The following is a 15,280-nucleotide window of genomic DNA, read 5'->3' as shown; positions in this document are numbered from 1 at the left end:
GTAGATGTGCTTTCAAGATTTACTCCCCTTTGCCAAGAGCTACAAAGTCCGGCCGGTGAGTGGTCGGACAGGCGCGCAGCACGACCGGCTGCAGCGCCGGATCATCCGCCGTGCGCAGGCTGCGCCGGCGAATGTAGATCCAGGTGCCAAACAGGCCCGCCAGTCCGGAGAGGATCACCCAGGGCTCTGCAGCCCCCAGGCGATCGGCCAGCAGCGCCATGGCAAACAGCCCCAGCAGGGGCAGTAGATAAACCTGAATGGAGCCGCTGAGCAGCACTTCTTCCTGCACGCCAATGGCGACCGTGTCGCCGACGCGCAGATGAAGGTCGGTCAGTGCCCGAACATGGCCGCGCCGCTCGCCGACCCCAAGGCTGTTCATCAGGCCCTGGCCGCATCCGGCGCGCGCCGAACAGCTGGCACAGGTGCCTCGACGCAGGGTTTCCACCCAGACGGCGTCGGCTTCCACAGCGACGACGCGACCTTCCTGTTCGATCACTGCAACATGACTCCCGAGCCAGAACGAATCGACAGGGCGACCCGCTCGGCCGTGCCCAGCGGAATTTCGCCGATCACGGTGACCAGCAGATCGCCCTGGTCAGTGGCCAGGCGCCGCGATACGGCGGCGGTGGGCCCCAGCTGGCTGCGCTGGTCGATGCTCAGCCCTTCGCGCCAGGGCTCGAGGAATACGGAGAAGCGCGCCAGGCCGTCACCATACACCAGCCAGGCCACCGGAGCGTCTTCGCGCACGGTGCGTTGCTCGACGATGCGCGTGAGGGAAAAACCGGCCGGCAGCCATTCCGAGCGCCAGGCCTGCTCTTCCAGCGAGCGCACCTCGCGGTTCGTGACCGGCCGGCAGGCCTGTCCGGCCTGCAGCTTCGGCTGCTCGACAGGTTCGAAAACGACGTATTGGAAACGCTCCAGCGGCTGGCCATGCTCGTTGAGCAGCAGGGACTTCAGGGGTAGGGCGGTTTCCCGGTCCAGGTACAGCTCGAAGCCATAGCGGTGCTGGTCGCGCGGTCGCAGCGACAGCACCACAGTCTCGCGGCCGGCAACCCGCGACTGGCCGGCCGTGCGGATGTCGTACCACTGGGCCAAGGTGCGCGGTTGCACGCGGCGCAGCCCATCGGCCTGGTTTTCCATGATCTGCTCGTAGCGCGGGCCGGTCATGCATTCCAGCTGACCATTGGTACGCAGACTCTCATGGAACACGCCATCCAGCTGCTGGATGTGCTCGCGCACCTGGCCCTCACGCACCTGACGGTGGATTTCATGGCTGGAGAAGCTGCCATTGCGTTCGTAGACGAAGACGCCCTGGAACTCCTGGCGCTGTTCGGCCTCCTGCAGGCGCAGCAGCCAGTTCTGGCTCTCCGCACCCTGGGCCAGCGGGCTTAGCAGCGCACCGGCCAACAAGCATGGAATAAAGCGCATGCGACTCCCTGTCAGCGATTTTCCAGACTGGCGGCCCGTGCATGGGGCAGGGTGCTTTCAGCGCCACTGCCGGCCTGGCGGGCATGCTGGCGTACATAGTCCAGCAGGCGCTGGTCTTCGGCGGTCAGCTGGGCCTCATGGTCGACCGGCACGGCGAGGGTAGCCTCCCCGGAGGGGTTGTAGCTGGCGAGTACCGCAGGTCCCTGCGCTATGGGGGCTGCACTGCTGGCCGTCGCAGCGGGCTGGGCGCTTTGCTGGGCCATCTGAGCGCCATCCAGGGCGTCCTGGTTGTAGAAGCGCACCCCGGCGAGCACGGCCACGGTGACGGAGGCGGCGATTGCCACACGACCGATGCCGCGCCACAGCGGTGCGCCCACGCCGGAGCGGGACGGCGCCGGCTCCTCGGCCAGTGCGGCGCTAACGCCTGCGGCGATGTTCAGGCCGGGCGCGAAGTACTCGCCGTGCATGGCTGCCCGGGCGATCTGGTAGCGCGACCAGGTGGCCTGCAACTCCGGCTCGCCGCCTGCGGCGAGCACGCGGCGCAACTCCAGTTCGTCCGCCTCGTTATCCATCACCGCGGACAGCGTTTCCCGCAGGGATTCACGATTCATGTCTTTCCTCTCTTGGCTCATCGCCCACCGTCTCAGGTTTGCTCGTGCAACAGGGGTTGCAACGCCTTGTCTATGACCTCACGCGCCCGGAAGATGCGTGAGCGCACGGTTCCCACCGGACACTGCATGACGCTGGCAATGTCCTCATAACTCAGCCCGTCGAACTCGCGCAAGGTCAGGGCCGTGCGCAGATCCTCCGGCAACTGCTGGATGGTGCGATGCACCGTTGCCTCGATTTCGTCCCGCAACATCGCGCGTTCGGGTGACTCGATGTCCTTGAGGGCATGGTCGCCATCGTAGAACTCGGCATCCTCGGCGCTGACATCGTTGTCCGGCGGGCGCCGGCCTCTGGCGACCAGATGGTTCTTGGCCGTGTTGATGGCAATGCGGTACAGCCAGGTGTAGAAGGCGCTTTCACCCCGGAAGTTGCCCAAGGCGCGATAGGCCTTGATGAATGCTTCCTGGGCCACGTCCTGAGCTTCATGCGTGTCATGAACAAAGCGCACGATCAGCCCGAGGATCTTGTGCTGATACTTCATCACCAGAAGGTCGAAGGCCCGGCGATCTCCCCGCTGGACGCGCTCGACCAGTTGCTGGTCCTGTTCCTGGGTCAGCATGCGAATTCCTCTCCGCATCTTTCCCGCCGCACTGGCTGCCGGTCTGGCTTACCTCGATAGACCCAGGCGTTATGCAAAAAGTTCTCCCCCGTACAGGCAAGCAGAATGCCGAGGCGGTGCTTGCCATACATCAGGCGCACTGCCTGTCGTTGTTGATGTTCAGGCATCCGGTTGCAGGTGCCATGGCACGCCTTGCCTGAGCAGGGCATGCGAAGCAATCCTGCTATGGAAAACCGATCCTGAAAAAAGTTCCGCACGCTGTTCATCCTCCCCTCTCGCGGTCGCTATTGTGTCGACCGAGCCCCCGATATACTAGACGCGGTTATTTCGCGGGATTCACTTCATGAGCCAGCATTTCGGGCACGACGTACTGATCATCGGCAGCGGCGCCGCCGGCCTCACCCTGGCCCTTACCCTGCCGGGCAACCTGCGCATCGCGGTGCTCAGCAAGGGGCAGCTGGACAATGGCTCTACGCCCCATGCCCAGGGCGGCGTGGCTGCCGTGCTGGACGATACCGACACCGTGGAATCACATGTCGAGGACACCCTGATTGCCGGCGCCGGGCTGTGCCGCGCGGACGCGGTGCGCTTCACCGTCGAGCAAAGCCGGGCCGCCATCGAATGGCTGATCGCCCAGGGTGTGCCCTTCACGCGGGAAGACACCGGCGACGACGAAGGCGGCTTTGCCTACCACCTGACCCGCGAGGGTGGGCACAGCCACCGGCGTATCATCCATGCCGCCGATGCCACGGGCGCCGCCATCTTCAATACCCTGCTGGACAAGGCCCGCCAGCGGCCGAACATCGAGCTGCTGGACGAGCGTGTGGCGGTCGACCTGATCACCGAACACAAGCTGGGCCGTCCGGGCCGGCGTTGCCTGGGTGCCTACGTGCTGAACCGGGCGACCGGCGAGGTGGACACCTTCGCGGCGCGTTTCGTGGTGCTGGCCTGCGGCGGTGCCGCCAAGGTCTACCTGTACACCAGTAACCCGGACGGCAACACCGGCGATGGCATCGCCATGGCCTGGCGCGCCGGTTGCCGGGTGGGCAACCTGGAGTTCAACCAGTTCCATCCAACCTGCCTGTATCACCCGCAGGCCAAGAACTTCCTGATCACCGAGGCGCTGCGTGGCGAGGGCGCGCTGCTCAAGCTGCCCAGTGGCGAGCGCTTCATGCCGCGTTTCGATGCGCGTGCCGAGCTGGCGCCGCGCGATGTGGTTGCCCGGGCCATCGACCACGAGATGAAGCGCCTGGGCATCGATTGCGTGTACCTGGACATCAGCCATAAGCCGGCGGCGTTCATCAAGGAGCACTTCCCCACCGTCTACGAGCGCTGCCTGGACTTCGGCATCGACATTACCCGCCAGCCCATCCCGGTGGTGCCGGCGGCGCACTACACCTGCGGCGGCGTGCTGGTGGACCAGCATGGCCTGACCGACGTGCCGGACCTCTACGCCATCGGCGAGTCCAGCTTCACGGGTTTGCACGGCGCCAACCGCATGGCCAGCAACTCGCTGCTGGAGTGCTTCGTGTATGCCCGCTCGGCGGCGCAGGACATGCTTGCCAAGCTGGACGACACCGAGCTGCCGCAGGCGCTGCCCAGCTGGGACGCCAGCCAGGTCACCGACTCCGACGAGGATGTGATCATCGCCCACAACTGGGACGAGCTGCGGCGCTTCATGTGGGACTACGTGGGCATCGTGCGCACCACCAAGCGCCTGCTGCGTGCCCAGCACCGTGTCCGGCTGCTGCTCGCCGAGATCGACGAGTTCTACTCGAACTACAAGGTCACCCGCGACCTGATCGAGCTGCGCAACCTCGCGCTGGTGGCCGACCTGATGATCCGCTCGGCGCTGGAGCGCAAGGAGTCGCGCGGCCTGCACTACACGCTGGACTACCCGAACCTGCTGCCCGAGGCGGTCGATACCATCCTGACGCCCTGATGCGATTGCGCCCGGCTGGGCCGGGCGCAATCCGCCGTTGCCGGCATCTAGGGCAGCAGGATCACCTTGCGGCATTCGTCCTGATGTTTGTCGAACAGCTCGTATCCCTTGGCGGCCTCTGCCAGGGGCAGGCGGTGGCTGATGATGATCTCGGGCGATAGTCGACCCTGTTCGATATGATCCAGCAGCTGCGGCAGCAGCGCCTGGACGTGGGTCTGTCCCATCTTGAACGTCAGCCCCTTGTCGAAGGCATCGCCGAACAGGAAGCCGTGCAGGAAGCCGGCATAGACCCCCGGCACGCTGACCACGCCACCCCGGCGTACGGCGGCGATGCACTGGCGCAGCACCTTGCCGACGCTGGTTTCCAGCTTGAGGGTGGCCAGCACGGTTTCCGTGGTGCTGCCCTTGGCCTCGAAGCCGACGGCGTCGATGGCGGCATCCACGCCGCGATGTCCGGCAGTCTGCTCGATGATGGTTGCCGCGGGGTCGTCGTCCTGGGTGAAATCGATGGGAATGACGCCATAGGCCTCCTGGGCGAACTGCAGCCGGTGGGCGAATTGGTCGACCATGAAGATCTGCTCGGCGCCGAGCAGGCGCGCGCAGGCCGCAGTCATCAGCCCCACCGGCCCGGCCCCGTAGATAGCCACGCTGGAGCCGGCCTTCAGGCCGGCGTTCACCGCCGCCTGATAGCCGGTGGGCAGGATATCGGTGAGAAAGAGTACGCGCTCGTCGGGTAGCGAGGTGGGCACCTTGAACGGCCCTGTGTTGGCCTGGGGCACCCGCACGAACTCTGCCTGGCCGCCGGGAATACCCCCATACAGATGGCTGTAGCCGAACAGCGCCGCGCCCGGGGGGATTTGCTTTTTGTTGAGAATCGCACCCCGCCCCGGGTTGGTGGTTTCGCAGGCGGCGAACAGGTCCTGGCGGCAGAAGAAGCAGTCGCCGCAGGCGATCACGAAGGGCACGATGACCCGGTCGCCGGGCTTGAGTGCCGTCACTCCGGTTCCGACTTCCTCGACGATGCCCATGAACTCGTGTCCAAAGATGTCGCCGTCGCGGGTCTCTGGAATCTTGCCGTGGTAGAGGTGCAGGTCGGAGCCGCAGATTGCCGTGGCCGTGACACGCAGCAGGATATCGTCGGGCTGCTGCAGCTGCGGGTCGGGAACAGTATCGACTCTGACGTCGTGAGCGCCGTGGTAGGTCAGTGCACGCATGGGGTTCTCCGCTTCCGGGTGAAGGAAATCCCTGGTGAGAGCTTCCAGACCTTGGTGGGCAGCGGCAGGGGCTGCCGGTTCCTTCTTCGGGATCGGCGTGACTGGGAGGAGGGGGCGGCTAGCTCGGGTCGGCCCAGCGGTTGCGGCTGAATTTCAGCCGCACGCGCAGACGTCGGTGCTGGTCGGGCGGCAGGGCGTCACGGGGAATGCACAGGCCCTGGCTGAACCCGCGGCCGGGGCGGCGGTAGCGCAGCACGATCAGCCAGGGCAGTGCCAGGCTGTCGGGCAGGAGGCGCACCGCCTGCCAGCCGTGGGCGGTGCTGAACAGATGCCAGCCGCTGGCGTCGCGACGCAGGGCGGTAACCGCGGTCGGTGAGCGCAGCAGCAGATGGCGCGGCAGGGTCCACAGGGCGTGCAGGCCGCACAGGAACACGCCGGTGAGCTGCGCCCAGGCCGGCAGCGCGGCGAGCAGCAGGGCGGCCAGGGCCAGCGCCAGGCTCAGCAGGTAGGTCGCCAGCAGCAGTCGCGAGGGCCGCCAATGGCACTCGAAGGACTCACTTGGGCTGGACACGGTCCAGGATCATCTTGACGATGCGGCGCAGGTCAGCGTCCTCGGGCTCGCCGCGCTGCATGAACCAGCCGAACATGTCCTGGTCCTCGCATTCCAGCAGTTGGCGGTAGCGCGCCTGGTCTTCCGGGTCCAGGTTCGGGTAGACCTCCTGAACGAAGGGCACCAGCAGCACGTCCAGCTCGAGCATGCCGCGACGGCTGTGCCAGAAAAGACGCTTGAGTTCGATATCGTCGGCCATGCGAGGCTCCTTAGCAGAGAGGCCGGCATTATAGGGTCTGGCCGTGTCTCGTCGCGAGCCGGGTCGCCAGGTCCGCAGGCGGCCCATGCGGCGAGAAGATGGCAACCGCTGACAAGCACCACTCAGCCCCTCTATGATCTGCCTTTTCCACACCGAGCCCAGGCATCCTCATGGCCGAATCCGCATTCTTCAGCCCCTTGACCCACGAAGGGGTGTTCGCCGTGCGCGGAACGGACGCCGGCACGTTCCTGCAGGGCCAGCTGACCTGCAATATCAAGTACCTCACCGGGCGCGCCAGTCTGGGCGCGCGCTGCACCCCCAAGGGTCGCATGCAGTCGAGCTTTCGCATCGTGCCGCAGGGCGATGGCTTCCTGCTGGCCCTGGCCGGCGAGCTGCTCGAAGCGCAACTGGCCGATCTGAAAAAGTACGCCGTGTTCTCGCGGGGCACCCGCCTGGCGGACGAGAGCGCCCAGTGGGTGCGTTTCGGCCTCTACAACGGCGATGCCGCGTTGGGTTCGCTCGGTCTTGACGTGCCCGCCGAGGCCAACGCCCTGGTCGAGTCCGATGGACTGTTGGGTATTCGCCTGTCCGCTGGGCGCCTCGAGGTGTGGGCGCCGGCCGAACGTGCGGCCGCCGTGCGGGCCAGCCTGGCGCAGCAGATGCCGGAGGCGCCGCTCAACGACTGGCTGCTGACCCAGGTTCGGGCCGGCATTGGCCAGGTATTTGGTGCCACCCGCGAGCTGTTCATTCCGCAGATGATCAATCTGCAGGCGCTGGATGGCGTCAGTTTTCGCAAGGGCTGCTACACCGGCCAGGAAATCGTCGCCCGCATGCAGTACCTGGGGCGCCTGAAGCGACGCATGTACCGTCTGGCGGTGCAGGCAGAAGCCCCGCCGGTGCCTGGCGTCGAGTTGTTCTCGCCGGTGCATGGCAGCAGTGTCGGGGAAGTGGTGCTGGCTGCGCGGTCCGCCGAGGAGGTCGAGTTGCTGGCCGTTCTGCAGGAGGATGCCGTGCAGGATGGTCGCCTTCACCTGGGGAATCCGCAGGGACCGAGTCTGCGGGTGCTGGACTTGCCCTATGGCCTGGACAGCGAACGGGAAATTCAACGCTGACATGGAGTAAGTAGTAGATGAGCCAGCTGGTCGATCGGATTCAGGAAGAACTTCTCCAGGCCATCGAAGATGATGCGCTGATTCTGCCCACCTTGCCGGAGGTGGCCATCCGCGTGCGCGAAGCCGCCGAGAATCCCAACATCGGCACCCATGCGTTGAGCCGGGTGATCAGCAACGACGCCGCACTGAGCGCGCGGCTGATCAAGGTGGTGAACAGCCCGCTGCTGCGCGGCAACCGGGAGATAAACGACCTGCAGTCGGCCGTTGACCGGCTGGGCATCAACTACACCTGCAGCCTGGCGATTGGTCTGGCAATGGAGCAGATGTTCCAGGCCACCCATGAGCTGGTGGATGCCAAGCTGCGGGAGGTATGGGTCAAGAGCACCGAAATCGCCGCGATCAGCCAGGTGCTGTGCCGCCACTTCACCCGCCTGCAACCGGACCAGGCCACGTTGGCCGGCCTCGTTCACCAGATCGGCGTCCTGCCGATCCTCACCTACGCCGAGGAGCATGAGCTGCTGCTGGCCGATACGGCCAGCCTCGATCATGTGATCGAGCGCATTCACCCGCAGCTGGGCGAGCGCATTCTGCGCGCCTGGGAGTTTCCCGAGGCTCTCGCCGTGGTGCCGGGACAGATGCAGGACTTCACCCGCAATTCCCCGGCGGTGGACTACGTGGACATCGTGCAGGTGGCCATCCTGCAAAGCCACCTGGGCACGCGCCATCCGCTCACCCAGCTGGACTGGGGCAGCATTCCCGCCTTCGCCAAACTGGGCCTCAACCCCAAGGCCGACATCCAGTCCGATCAGGACCTGCATGGCGCCCTGCGCTCGGCCATGAGCATGCTGCAGCAGTAATGGCCATCAGGCGTGCGGCGCAGCGGCCACGCTGTCTGTGCCCGTCGGCTCGCAGTCGAGGATGATGCAGTCGCGGCCGCTGCCCTTGGCCTGGTAGAGGCACTTATCGGCCCGCTGCAGCCAGCTGTTCCAGTGTTCGTCGGTGCGCAGCAGCGCGCCGCCGATGGAGATCGTCACCGTGCCACCCGGGCCGACCAGTTGCTGGCGGACGCGGCGTTGCAGATTCTGGGCGGCCTGCTGCAATCCCTGCTGGTCGGTGTCGGGCAGCAGCAGCAGGAACTCCTCTCCGCCGAAGCGGTAAAGCATGTCGCTACTGCGCGTGCAGCGCTTGACCAGGCTCACGAAGTCCACCAGCACCTGATCACCGGCCGGGTGGCCGAAGCGGTCGTTGATCTGCTTGAAGTGATCCAGATCCATGACCATCAGTGCCTGCGGCTGCTTCTGGCGCTTCTGGCGGGCGCTGGCCAGCTGCAGGTCCTGGTTCATGGCCCGGCGATTACGCGCCCCGGTCAGCGGGTCCTGGATGGCCAGCGTCTCCAGCTGCTCGCGCTGCGTTCGGGAGCGCGACGCGAAGATGTACGTCAGGGCGCCGGCCATCAGGCTGGTCACCAGGAAGGACGCCAGCTGCCGCGGGTTCTCGAACAGCAGTCCCGGCTCCAGCAGGGAGTAGCCTGTCAGGGTCATCAGCAGGGCCAGCGTGGCGACCAGGGCGACGCGAGGTTCGGCGAGGAAGAAGTTGGCGAGGATCAGCGGGTAGATCCAGAACACCGCGTCGAGGCCGATGGTAATCGCCACCAGCAGCGCGACCAGGGTGAAGATGCACAGCAGGAAGATGCCGGCCTTGGCCGTGTCGTGGGTCACCCAGGCGTAGACAATGGCGCTGACGGTCGCCAGCACCATGAGGGTGTCGGCGATGGCGATCAGGTAATTGCCTTCCAGGGCGCGGTAGATGATGAAGGGCGAGACCCCCAGAATGCCGAACAACCCCATCAGGCTGAGGGTGGCGAACGGGAAGTCGGTGCGCAGGCGCCGCCAAAAACGCGAAAGAATCCTGTCCATGGCCGTCTTTTCTTGTCGTTGTTCTGCAGGGACATGCCGGGGCAGTATGTCCCAAATCCCGATATCAGTCTGCCATCGTTTCGGCCAAAAGGGCGACGAATCAGGTCATAAATTTCACTGCAGGGGCAGGCGGATCAGGGTTTGCGAGCCAGCAGCACGGCGCGCCGGGGCGCCGGCAGGCCTTCCACGGTGAGGGACGGGTCCTGCGGGTCGAGGAAGTCGGCCAGCGACTGGAAGCGCATCCAGTCGGTGCGGCGCTGTTCCTGGACCGAAGTCAGGCTGACATCCACGCAGCGCACGTCGCTGAAACCGGCGCGGCGCAGCCAGCGTGCCAGGGCCGGCACCGAAGGCAGGAACCAGACGTTGCGCATCTGCGCGTAGCGGTCTTCCGGGACCAGAACGGCGTTCTCATCCCCCTCGATCACCAGCGTTTCCAGCACCAGTTCCCCGCCAGGCGCCAGACAGTCCTTCAGGGCCAGCAGGTGGTCGATGGGCGAGCGGCGATGGTAGAGCACGCCCATGGAGAACACGCTGTCGAAGCCCTGCAGGCTGGGCGGCAGCTCTTCGAGGGCAAAGGGCAGATGCCAGGCGGGCCGCTCCGGCAGGTAGCGGACCATCGCCTGGAACTGGCAGAAGAACAGCCAGTTGGGGTCAATACCGATGACGGAATCGGCACCGGCGCCCAGCATGCGCCACATGTAGTAGCCGTTGCCGCAGCCGACATCCAGTACGCGTTTGCCGCGCAGGTCCAGGTGCGGGGCGACGCGCGCCCACTTCCAGTCCGAACGCCACTCGGTGTCCAGCTCGATGCCGAACAGCGAGAAGGGACCCTTGCGCCAGGGCGACAGGCCCATCAGCGCGCCGCGCAGGTGCTCGCGTTGCTCGTCCGAACAGGGGCCGTCCAGCCGGAACTGCTCCAGCAGCTCGATGGTTTCCGCGTGCAGCGACGGCAGGGCGTCCAGCGCCTGGCGCCAGCGCGCCAGGTCGCCGTGGCCGCACGCCAGCTTGTCGGCGAACTGTTGCGGCAGCGTGTCTGCCCAGGCTGCCAGCGGAGTGCCAGCCAGGCGGCGGATCAGCGGGTTGAAATCGATCATGGCAGGGCAATCAGCGAGGCGAAGTTGAGGCACTGGAACCAGGGCACCACCCGGGAAAAGCCGGCATCCAGCAAGCGTTCGCGATGCTGCTGCAAGCTGTCGGGCTTCATGACGTGTTCGATGGCGCTGCGTTTCTGGGCGATTTCCAGCTCGCTGTAGCCATTGGCGCGCTTGAAGTCCAGGTGCAGGTCGGTGAGCAGCGCCTGCTCGGCGGCATCCTCGAAGCGCAGCTTCTCGGAGAGGATCAGCGCGCCCCCCGGCAGCAGCGCGCGGCGAATGCGCGCCAGTAGTTCCGGGCGTTGTTCGGTGGCGACGAACTGCAGGGTGAAATTCATCGCCACCAGCGAGCAGGGCTGGTAGTCGAGCTGCAGGATGTCGGCTTCCACCACGTCAACCGGCAGCAGCTCCTGGAACATGGCGTCCTGGGCCTGCAGGTATTCGCGACAGCGCGCCACCATGGCCGCCGAATTGTCCACCGCGATCACCTGGCAGCGTTCGGCCTTCACATGGCGACGCAGGGCTTGCGTGACGGCACCCAGTGAGCAGCCCAGGTCGTACAGGACGCTGTCCGGCCGGGCGAAGTGGCCAGCCAGCACGCCGATGTTCTCGACAATGGTGGGGTAGCCCGGCACGGAACGCTTGATCATGTCCGGGAAGACCCGGGCCACGTCCTCGTTGAACACGAAATCGGGCACTTGGCCCAGCGGCTGGGCGAAGAGACGGTCGGCTTCCTGGGACATCGGCGCTAACGGTTTTGGCTGGAAAGGCGCGCATTTTAGGGCTTGTGCAGGCTGCTTTGCGAGACCGCCGAGCCGTCAGCCGCTGGCTTCGGAGGCGTTGCCGGCCTGTGCGGTGCCCGAGCGAGGCGCCAGCAGACGCTGGCCGAGGGCCATGCCGGGCCGTTCGATGTAGCGATGGAGCAGTGCCGACAGGGCGATCGCCACCAGTACCGCAGCGGTTGCCAGCAGCGTGTCGCGCCACGGCACGTCTGGCTGCGGCAGTAGCGGCAGGAGTTCGGCGAGCGCCATGAACAGCACCAGATGACTCAGGTAGAGGGCGAAGGCCCAGCGGCCGAGTGTGAGCGGCAGACGATGGCGCAGCAGGCGCGACAGCAGCCCGCCTTCGAAGGTGAAGATCAGCAGCAGGAGCGCAGATACCAGCGTGGCGTACAGCTCCCGATACAGGTAGCTGCTGTCCAGAATCAGCCCGAGCAGCGCGAGCACGGTGACTTCCAGAATGGTGAAGGCACGCTGGCTGAGTGGCAGCAGACGCAGGCTCTGCTGCAACGGATATAGCATGGCCCCCAGGAAGAACCCGACGGCGCCTAGGAGCAGGCTGGCATGCAGGTCGTCAAACCCACTCAACAGGCCCCCCAGGGCGAGAGCCGCCAGCAGAAGGAACGCAGCGCTGCGGCCTCGTGGCAGGGCCAGCAATGCCAGGCCGAAGAACAGGCTGAAATAGAAGCCAAGGCTGAGGGTCCAGGCTGCGGGGTTGAGTGACAGGTCATCGGCCGTGGGCAGCCAGGCCTGCAACAGCAGGAGGTTGGCCAGCAGCGCCGATGCGCTTTCTGCGTCCGGTCGGGTGTCACCGAGCAGCAGGATCAGGCCTAGCAAGCACAGGTGCACTGGCAGGATGCGAAAGCCCCGCGCGGTCAGGAAGCGGCCGAAGGCGGCCGGTGTACCCAGGCGCGCTCCATTGGCATGGAAGAGCACGAAGCCGCTGAGAACGAAGAAGAACTGCACATACACGGCGCTATCAACAAACTGCCCGGGTTCGCCGTCGGCCAGTAGCAGCGGCAGGTGGCAGACGACGATGGCCAGGGCCGCCAGGCCGCGAAAGCTGTCCAGGGCACTGAAACGTTGGGTGCTAGGCATCGGTAAGTCCTTTTACGTACGGGGCCCGTGATGCCTGACTGCGGAGCGGAACCGTTGGGGTTTCTGGCTCGCGCATCCAGGCGAGCCAGCACAGCCGGTAAACGGCTGAACACCTCAACAGTAGTTGCTGTGCACCAAAGTGCTAACCGTTCGACATGTGCCGTGCGTGCTGCTGCTCAGAACAGCACCCGGGCGACGTCCGCGTACTGACGGGCGAAGTGCACGGTCAGTCCCTCGCGCAGGTAATCCGGCAATTCCTCGAATTCGCCGCGGTTGGCCTCCGGCAGGATGAGTTCGAAGATCTTCTGCCGGCGCGCGGCGATGACTTTCTCGCGCACGCCGCCGATGGCCAGCACCTGGCCGGTCAGGGTCAGTTCGCCGGTCATCGCCACGCCCTTCTTCGGCGCCTGATTGCGCGCCAGGGACAGCAGCGCGCTGGCCATGCTGATGCCGGCGCTGGGGCCGTCCTTGGGCGTCGCGCCCTCCGGTACGTGCAGGTGCACGAAGGCCTGGTCGAAGAAGGTCGGGTCGCCACCGTACTGCTTCAAATGCGAGCTGATGTAGCTGTAGGCGATTTCCGCCGACTCCTTCATCACCTCGCCCAGCTTGCCGGTGAGCTTGAAGCCGCGGTTGAGGGTATGGATGCGCGTGGCCTCGATGGGCAGCGTGGCGCCGCCCATGCTCGTCCAGGCCAGCCCGGTGATGATGCCGATGCCTTGCAGGCGCTGCTCGCGGCGGAACACCGGGGTGCCGAGCGATTCCTCCAGATCCTTGGGGCTGATGCGGATGGTCAGCTCGGGATCCTCCAGCAGGCGCACCACCGCCTTGCGCACCAGCTTGCCCAGCTGTTTCTCCAGCTGGCGCACGCCGGCTTCGCGGGCATAACCCTCGATCACCGCGCGCAGCGCGGCATCGCTGATCGCCAGACGATGCTTGGGCACGCCGGTTTTTTCCAGCAGGCGCGGCCACAGGTGGCGCTTGGCGATGGCGAGCTTTTCCTCGGTGATGTAGCCGGACAGGCGGATGATCTCCATGCGGTCCAGCAGCGGCCCGGGGATCGAATCCAGGGTATTGGCCGTGCACACGAACAGCACCTTGGACAGGTCCAGGCGCAGGTCCAGGTAGTGATCGAGGAATTCGACGTTCTGCTCCGGATCGAGGGTTTCCAGCAGCGCCGAGGCCGGGTCGCCGTGATGGCTGGCGCCCAGCTTGTCGATCTCGTCGAGCATGATCACCGGGTTCATCACCTCGACCTCCTTGAGCGCCTGCACCAGCTTGCCGGGCAGGGCGCCGATGTAGGTGCGCCGATGGCCCTTGATCTCCGCCTCGTCGCGCATGCCGCCGACGCTGAAGCGGTAGAACGGCCGGCCGAGGGTTTCGGCGATGGACTTGCCGATGCTGGTCTTGCCCACCCCCGGCGGGCCGACCAGCAGCACGATGGAACCGGCGATCTGGCCCTTGAAGGCGCCGACGGCCAGGAATTCGATGATGCGCTGCTTGATGTCGTCCATGCCCGCATGGTGCTTGTCGAGCACCTTGCTGGCGCGCTTGAGGTCCAGCTTGTCGGTGCCGTAGACGCCCCATGGCATGCTGGTGGCCCAGTCCAGGTAGTTGCGGGTTACCGCATACTCCGGCGAGCCGGTTTCCAGGATCGACAGCTTGTTCAGTTCCTCGTCGATGCGCTTCTGTGCCGCCGGCGGCACCGTCTTGCCCTGCAGGCGCGCGCGGAACTCGTCGGCGTCGGCGCTCTTGTCGTCCTTGGTCATGCCCAGCTCGCGCTGAATGACCTTCAGCTGTTCCTTGAGGAAGAATTCGCGCTGGCGCTCGCCGATCTGCCGGTTCACCTCGGCGGACAGCTCCTTCTGCAGGCGCGCCACCTCGACCTCCTTGCGCAGCAGCGGCAGCACCTTCTCCATGCGCTTGAGCACCGGCACGCAGTCGAGCACCTCCTGCAGCTCCTTGCCGGGGGCGGTGGTCAGCGCGGCGGCGAAGTCGGTGAGCGGCGAGGGATCGTTGGGACTGAAGCGGTTCAGGTAGTTCTTCAGCTCCTCGCTGTACAGCGGATTGAGCGGCAGCAGTTCCTTGATGGCGTTGATCAGCGCCATGCCGTAGGCCTTGACCTCGTCGCGCGGGTCGCTGGCGCTCTGCGGGTATTCCACCTCGACCAGATAGGGCGGCCGCCGGCGCAGCCAGCCGCGGATGCGCACGCGGGTCAGTCCCTGGGCGACGAACTGCAGCTTGCCGCCTTCCTGGCTGGCGTGGTGCACGCGCACCACGGTGCCGTGCTCGGGCAAGTCGTTCAGGTCGAACTCGCTGCCGTCGCCTTCCACGAAGAACAGCGCCAGACAGTGATGCTCGGTGTTGGCGACCCGTTGCAGCGTCTCGCTCCAGGGGTCTTCGTTGACGATCACCGGCAGCACCTGGGCCGGAAAGAATGGCCGTCCGTGGATGGGAATCACGTACAGCGTATCCGGCAGGTTCTGGCCGGGCAGCGCCAGCTGGCCGCTGACGGTTTCGACGTTTTCCGGGGCGTTGTCCTGATCGTTCATGGCACACCTGAGCAGCAATCTTTCACGTTAGATGGGCATCGGTGCACGCATTTCAAGCCGGCGGACGATTCGATGGGATTGCAAATGTTACGATATAACATGTTTAATTCCGCG

At 65.7% G+C, this 15,280-nt stretch carries 15 protein-coding genes; 3 read left to right on the top strand and 12 right to left on the bottom strand.

What is annotated here, in order from left to right; genetic code table 11:
- Nucleotides 1–19: 19 nt before the first annotated feature.
- Genes SF06_RS07950 through rpoE form a run of 4 tightly spaced genes read right to left on the bottom strand, consistent with a single transcriptional unit; the run spans nt 20 to nt 2,656 of the window.
- Nucleotides 20–496 carry a SoxR reducing system RseC family protein gene (locus SF06_RS07950; protein WP_051587332.1) on the bottom strand — a complete coding sequence of 159 codons (477 nt, stop codon included), beginning with the start codon at nt 494–496 and terminating at the stop codon, nt 20–22.
- The gene (locus tag SF06_RS07945; protein WP_037008502.1) at nt 493–1,428 is read right to left on the bottom strand and encodes a MucB/RseB C-terminal domain-containing protein; all 936 of its coding nucleotides are present in this window, start codon (nt 1,426–1,428) and stop codon (nt 493–495) included. The genes SF06_RS07950 and SF06_RS07945 overlap by 4 nt, the downstream gene beginning before the upstream one ends.
- Before the next feature lie 11 nt (nt 1,429–1,439).
- Nucleotides 1,440–2,039, bottom strand: a complete 600-nt coding sequence (locus SF06_RS07940) for a sigma-E factor negative regulatory protein (RefSeq protein ID WP_039560689.1) — start codon at nt 2,037–2,039, stop codon at nt 1,440–1,442.
- A 32-nt stretch (nt 2,040–2,071) separates the two neighbouring features.
- Entirely contained in the window at nt 2,072–2,656 is a 585-nt protein-coding gene (rpoE, locus tag SF06_RS07935; RefSeq protein WP_027589473.1) for an RNA polymerase sigma factor RpoE/AlgU, read from the bottom strand.
- Between the two features lie 343 nt (nt 2,657–2,999).
- On the opposite strand from rpoE, the gene nadB reads away from it, so the two are divergent.
- Nucleotides 3,000–4,598 carry an L-aspartate oxidase gene (gene nadB, locus SF06_RS07930; protein WP_027589474.1) on the top strand — a complete coding sequence of 533 codons (1,599 nt, stop codon included), beginning with the start codon at nt 3,000–3,002 and terminating at the stop codon, nt 4,596–4,598.
- Between the two features lie 47 nt (nt 4,599–4,645).
- Here the strand turns inward: nadB and SF06_RS07925 are convergent, their stop codons facing one another.
- From SF06_RS07925 to SF06_RS07915, 3 genes are all read right to left on the bottom strand, one after another.
- Entirely contained in the window at nt 4,646–5,812 is a 1,167-nt protein-coding gene (locus SF06_RS07925) for a zinc-dependent alcohol dehydrogenase (protein ID WP_039560687.1), read from the bottom strand.
- A gap of 118 nt (nt 5,813–5,930) precedes the next feature.
- The gene (locus SF06_RS07920) at nt 5,931–6,383 is read right to left on the bottom strand and encodes a protein YgfX (protein ID WP_027589476.1); all 453 of its coding nucleotides are present in this window, start codon (nt 6,381–6,383) and stop codon (nt 5,931–5,933) included.
- On the bottom strand, nt 6,367–6,621 hold the full coding sequence (locus SF06_RS07915) for an FAD assembly factor SdhE (protein ID WP_027589477.1): 255 nt from the start codon (nt 6,619–6,621) through the stop codon (nt 6,367–6,369). Before SF06_RS07915 ends, SF06_RS07920 begins: the two co-directional genes overlap by 17 nt.
- Nucleotides 6,622–6,791: 170 nt before the next feature.
- On the opposite strand from SF06_RS07915, the gene ygfZ reads away from it, so the two are divergent.
- Nucleotides 6,792–7,733, top strand: a complete 942-nt coding sequence (gene ygfZ, locus SF06_RS07910; protein ID WP_039560686.1) for a CAF17-like 4Fe-4S cluster assembly/insertion protein YgfZ — start codon at nt 6,792–6,794, stop codon at nt 7,731–7,733.
- A 17-nt stretch (nt 7,734–7,750) separates the two neighbouring features.
- Nucleotides 7,751–8,590, top strand: a complete 840-nt coding sequence (locus tag SF06_RS07905) for an HDOD domain-containing protein (protein ID WP_027589479.1) — start codon at nt 7,751–7,753, stop codon at nt 8,588–8,590.
- Between the two features lie 6 nt (nt 8,591–8,596).
- On the opposite strand, the gene SF06_RS07900 is transcribed toward SF06_RS07905, so the two are convergent.
- From SF06_RS07900 to lon, 5 genes are all read right to left on the bottom strand, one after another.
- The gene (locus tag SF06_RS07900) at nt 8,597–9,649 is read right to left on the bottom strand and encodes a GGDEF domain-containing protein (RefSeq protein ID WP_039560685.1); all 1,053 of its coding nucleotides are present in this window, start codon (nt 9,647–9,649) and stop codon (nt 8,597–8,599) included.
- 134 nt (nt 9,650–9,783) lie between these two features.
- Nucleotides 9,784–10,743, bottom strand: coding sequence for a tRNA 5-methoxyuridine(34)/uridine 5-oxyacetic acid(34) synthase CmoB (cmoB, locus tag SF06_RS07895; RefSeq protein WP_039560684.1), 960 nt, complete (start codon nt 10,741–10,743; stop codon nt 9,784–9,786).
- Entirely contained in the window at nt 10,740–11,483 is a 744-nt protein-coding gene (gene cmoA, locus SF06_RS07890; RefSeq protein WP_027589482.1) for a carboxy-S-adenosyl-L-methionine synthase CmoA, read from the bottom strand. Before cmoA ends, cmoB begins: the two co-directional genes overlap by 4 nt.
- Before the next feature lie 75 nt (nt 11,484–11,558).
- On the bottom strand, nt 11,559–12,617 hold the full coding sequence (locus tag SF06_RS07885) for an acyltransferase family protein (protein WP_039560683.1): 1,059 nt from the start codon (nt 12,615–12,617) through the stop codon (nt 11,559–11,561).
- A gap of 176 nt (nt 12,618–12,793) precedes the next feature.
- Nucleotides 12,794–15,166: an endopeptidase La gene (lon, locus tag SF06_RS07880; protein ID WP_039560680.1), complete on the bottom strand. Its 2,373-nt coding sequence runs from the start codon at nt 15,164–15,166 to the stop codon at nt 12,794–12,796.
- Between the last annotated feature and the right edge of the window lie 114 nt (nt 15,167–15,280).

Source organism: Pseudomonas flexibilis (assembly GCF_000802425.1).
GTDB classification, from domain to species: Bacteria; Pseudomonadota; Gammaproteobacteria; order Pseudomonadales; family Pseudomonadaceae; genus Serpens; species Serpens flexibilis.
This window is presented reverse-complemented; position numbering and strand designations above follow the sequence as displayed.

Coding starts and splice junctions, on each gene's coding strand:
- SF06_RS07940 (WP_039560689.1), bottom strand. CDS start 2,039: ATGAATCGTGAATCCCTGCGGGAAACGCTGTCCGCGGTGATGGATAAC.
- SF06_RS07885 (WP_039560683.1), bottom strand. CDS start 12,617: ATGCCTAGCACCCAACGTTTCAGTGCCCTGGACAGCTTTCGCGGCCTG.
- rpoE (WP_027589473.1), bottom strand. CDS start 2,656: ATGCTGACCCAGGAACAGGACCAGCAACTGGTCGAGCGCGTCCAGCGG.
- SF06_RS07900 (WP_039560685.1), bottom strand. CDS start 9,649: ATGGACAGGATTCTTTCGCGTTTTTGGCGGCGCCTGCGCACCGACTTC.
- ygfZ (WP_039560686.1), top strand. CDS start 6,792: ATGGCCGAATCCGCATTCTTCAGCCCCTTGACCCACGAAGGGGTGTTC.
- SF06_RS07905 (WP_027589479.1), top strand. CDS start 7,751: ATGAGCCAGCTGGTCGATCGGATTCAGGAAGAACTTCTCCAGGCCATC.
- cmoB (WP_039560684.1), bottom strand. CDS start 10,743: ATGATCGATTTCAACCCGCTGATCCGCCGCCTGGCTGGCACTCCGCTG.
- cmoA (WP_027589482.1), bottom strand. CDS start 11,483: ATGTCCCAGGAAGCCGACCGTCTCTTCGCCCAGCCGCTGGGCCAAGTG.
- SF06_RS07915 (WP_027589477.1), bottom strand. CDS start 6,621: ATGGCCGACGATATCGAACTCAAGCGTCTTTTCTGGCACAGCCGTCGC.
- SF06_RS07925 (WP_039560687.1), bottom strand. CDS start 5,812: ATGCGTGCACTGACCTACCACGGCGCTCACGACGTCAGAGTCGATACT.
- SF06_RS07945 (WP_037008502.1), bottom strand. CDS start 1,428: ATGCGCTTTATTCCATGCTTGTTGGCCGGTGCGCTGCTAAGCCCGCTG.
- nadB (WP_027589474.1), top strand. CDS start 3,000: ATGAGCCAGCATTTCGGGCACGACGTACTGATCATCGGCAGCGGCGCC.
- lon (WP_039560680.1), bottom strand. CDS start 15,166: ATGAACGATCAGGACAACGCCCCGGAAAACGTCGAAACCGTCAGCGGC.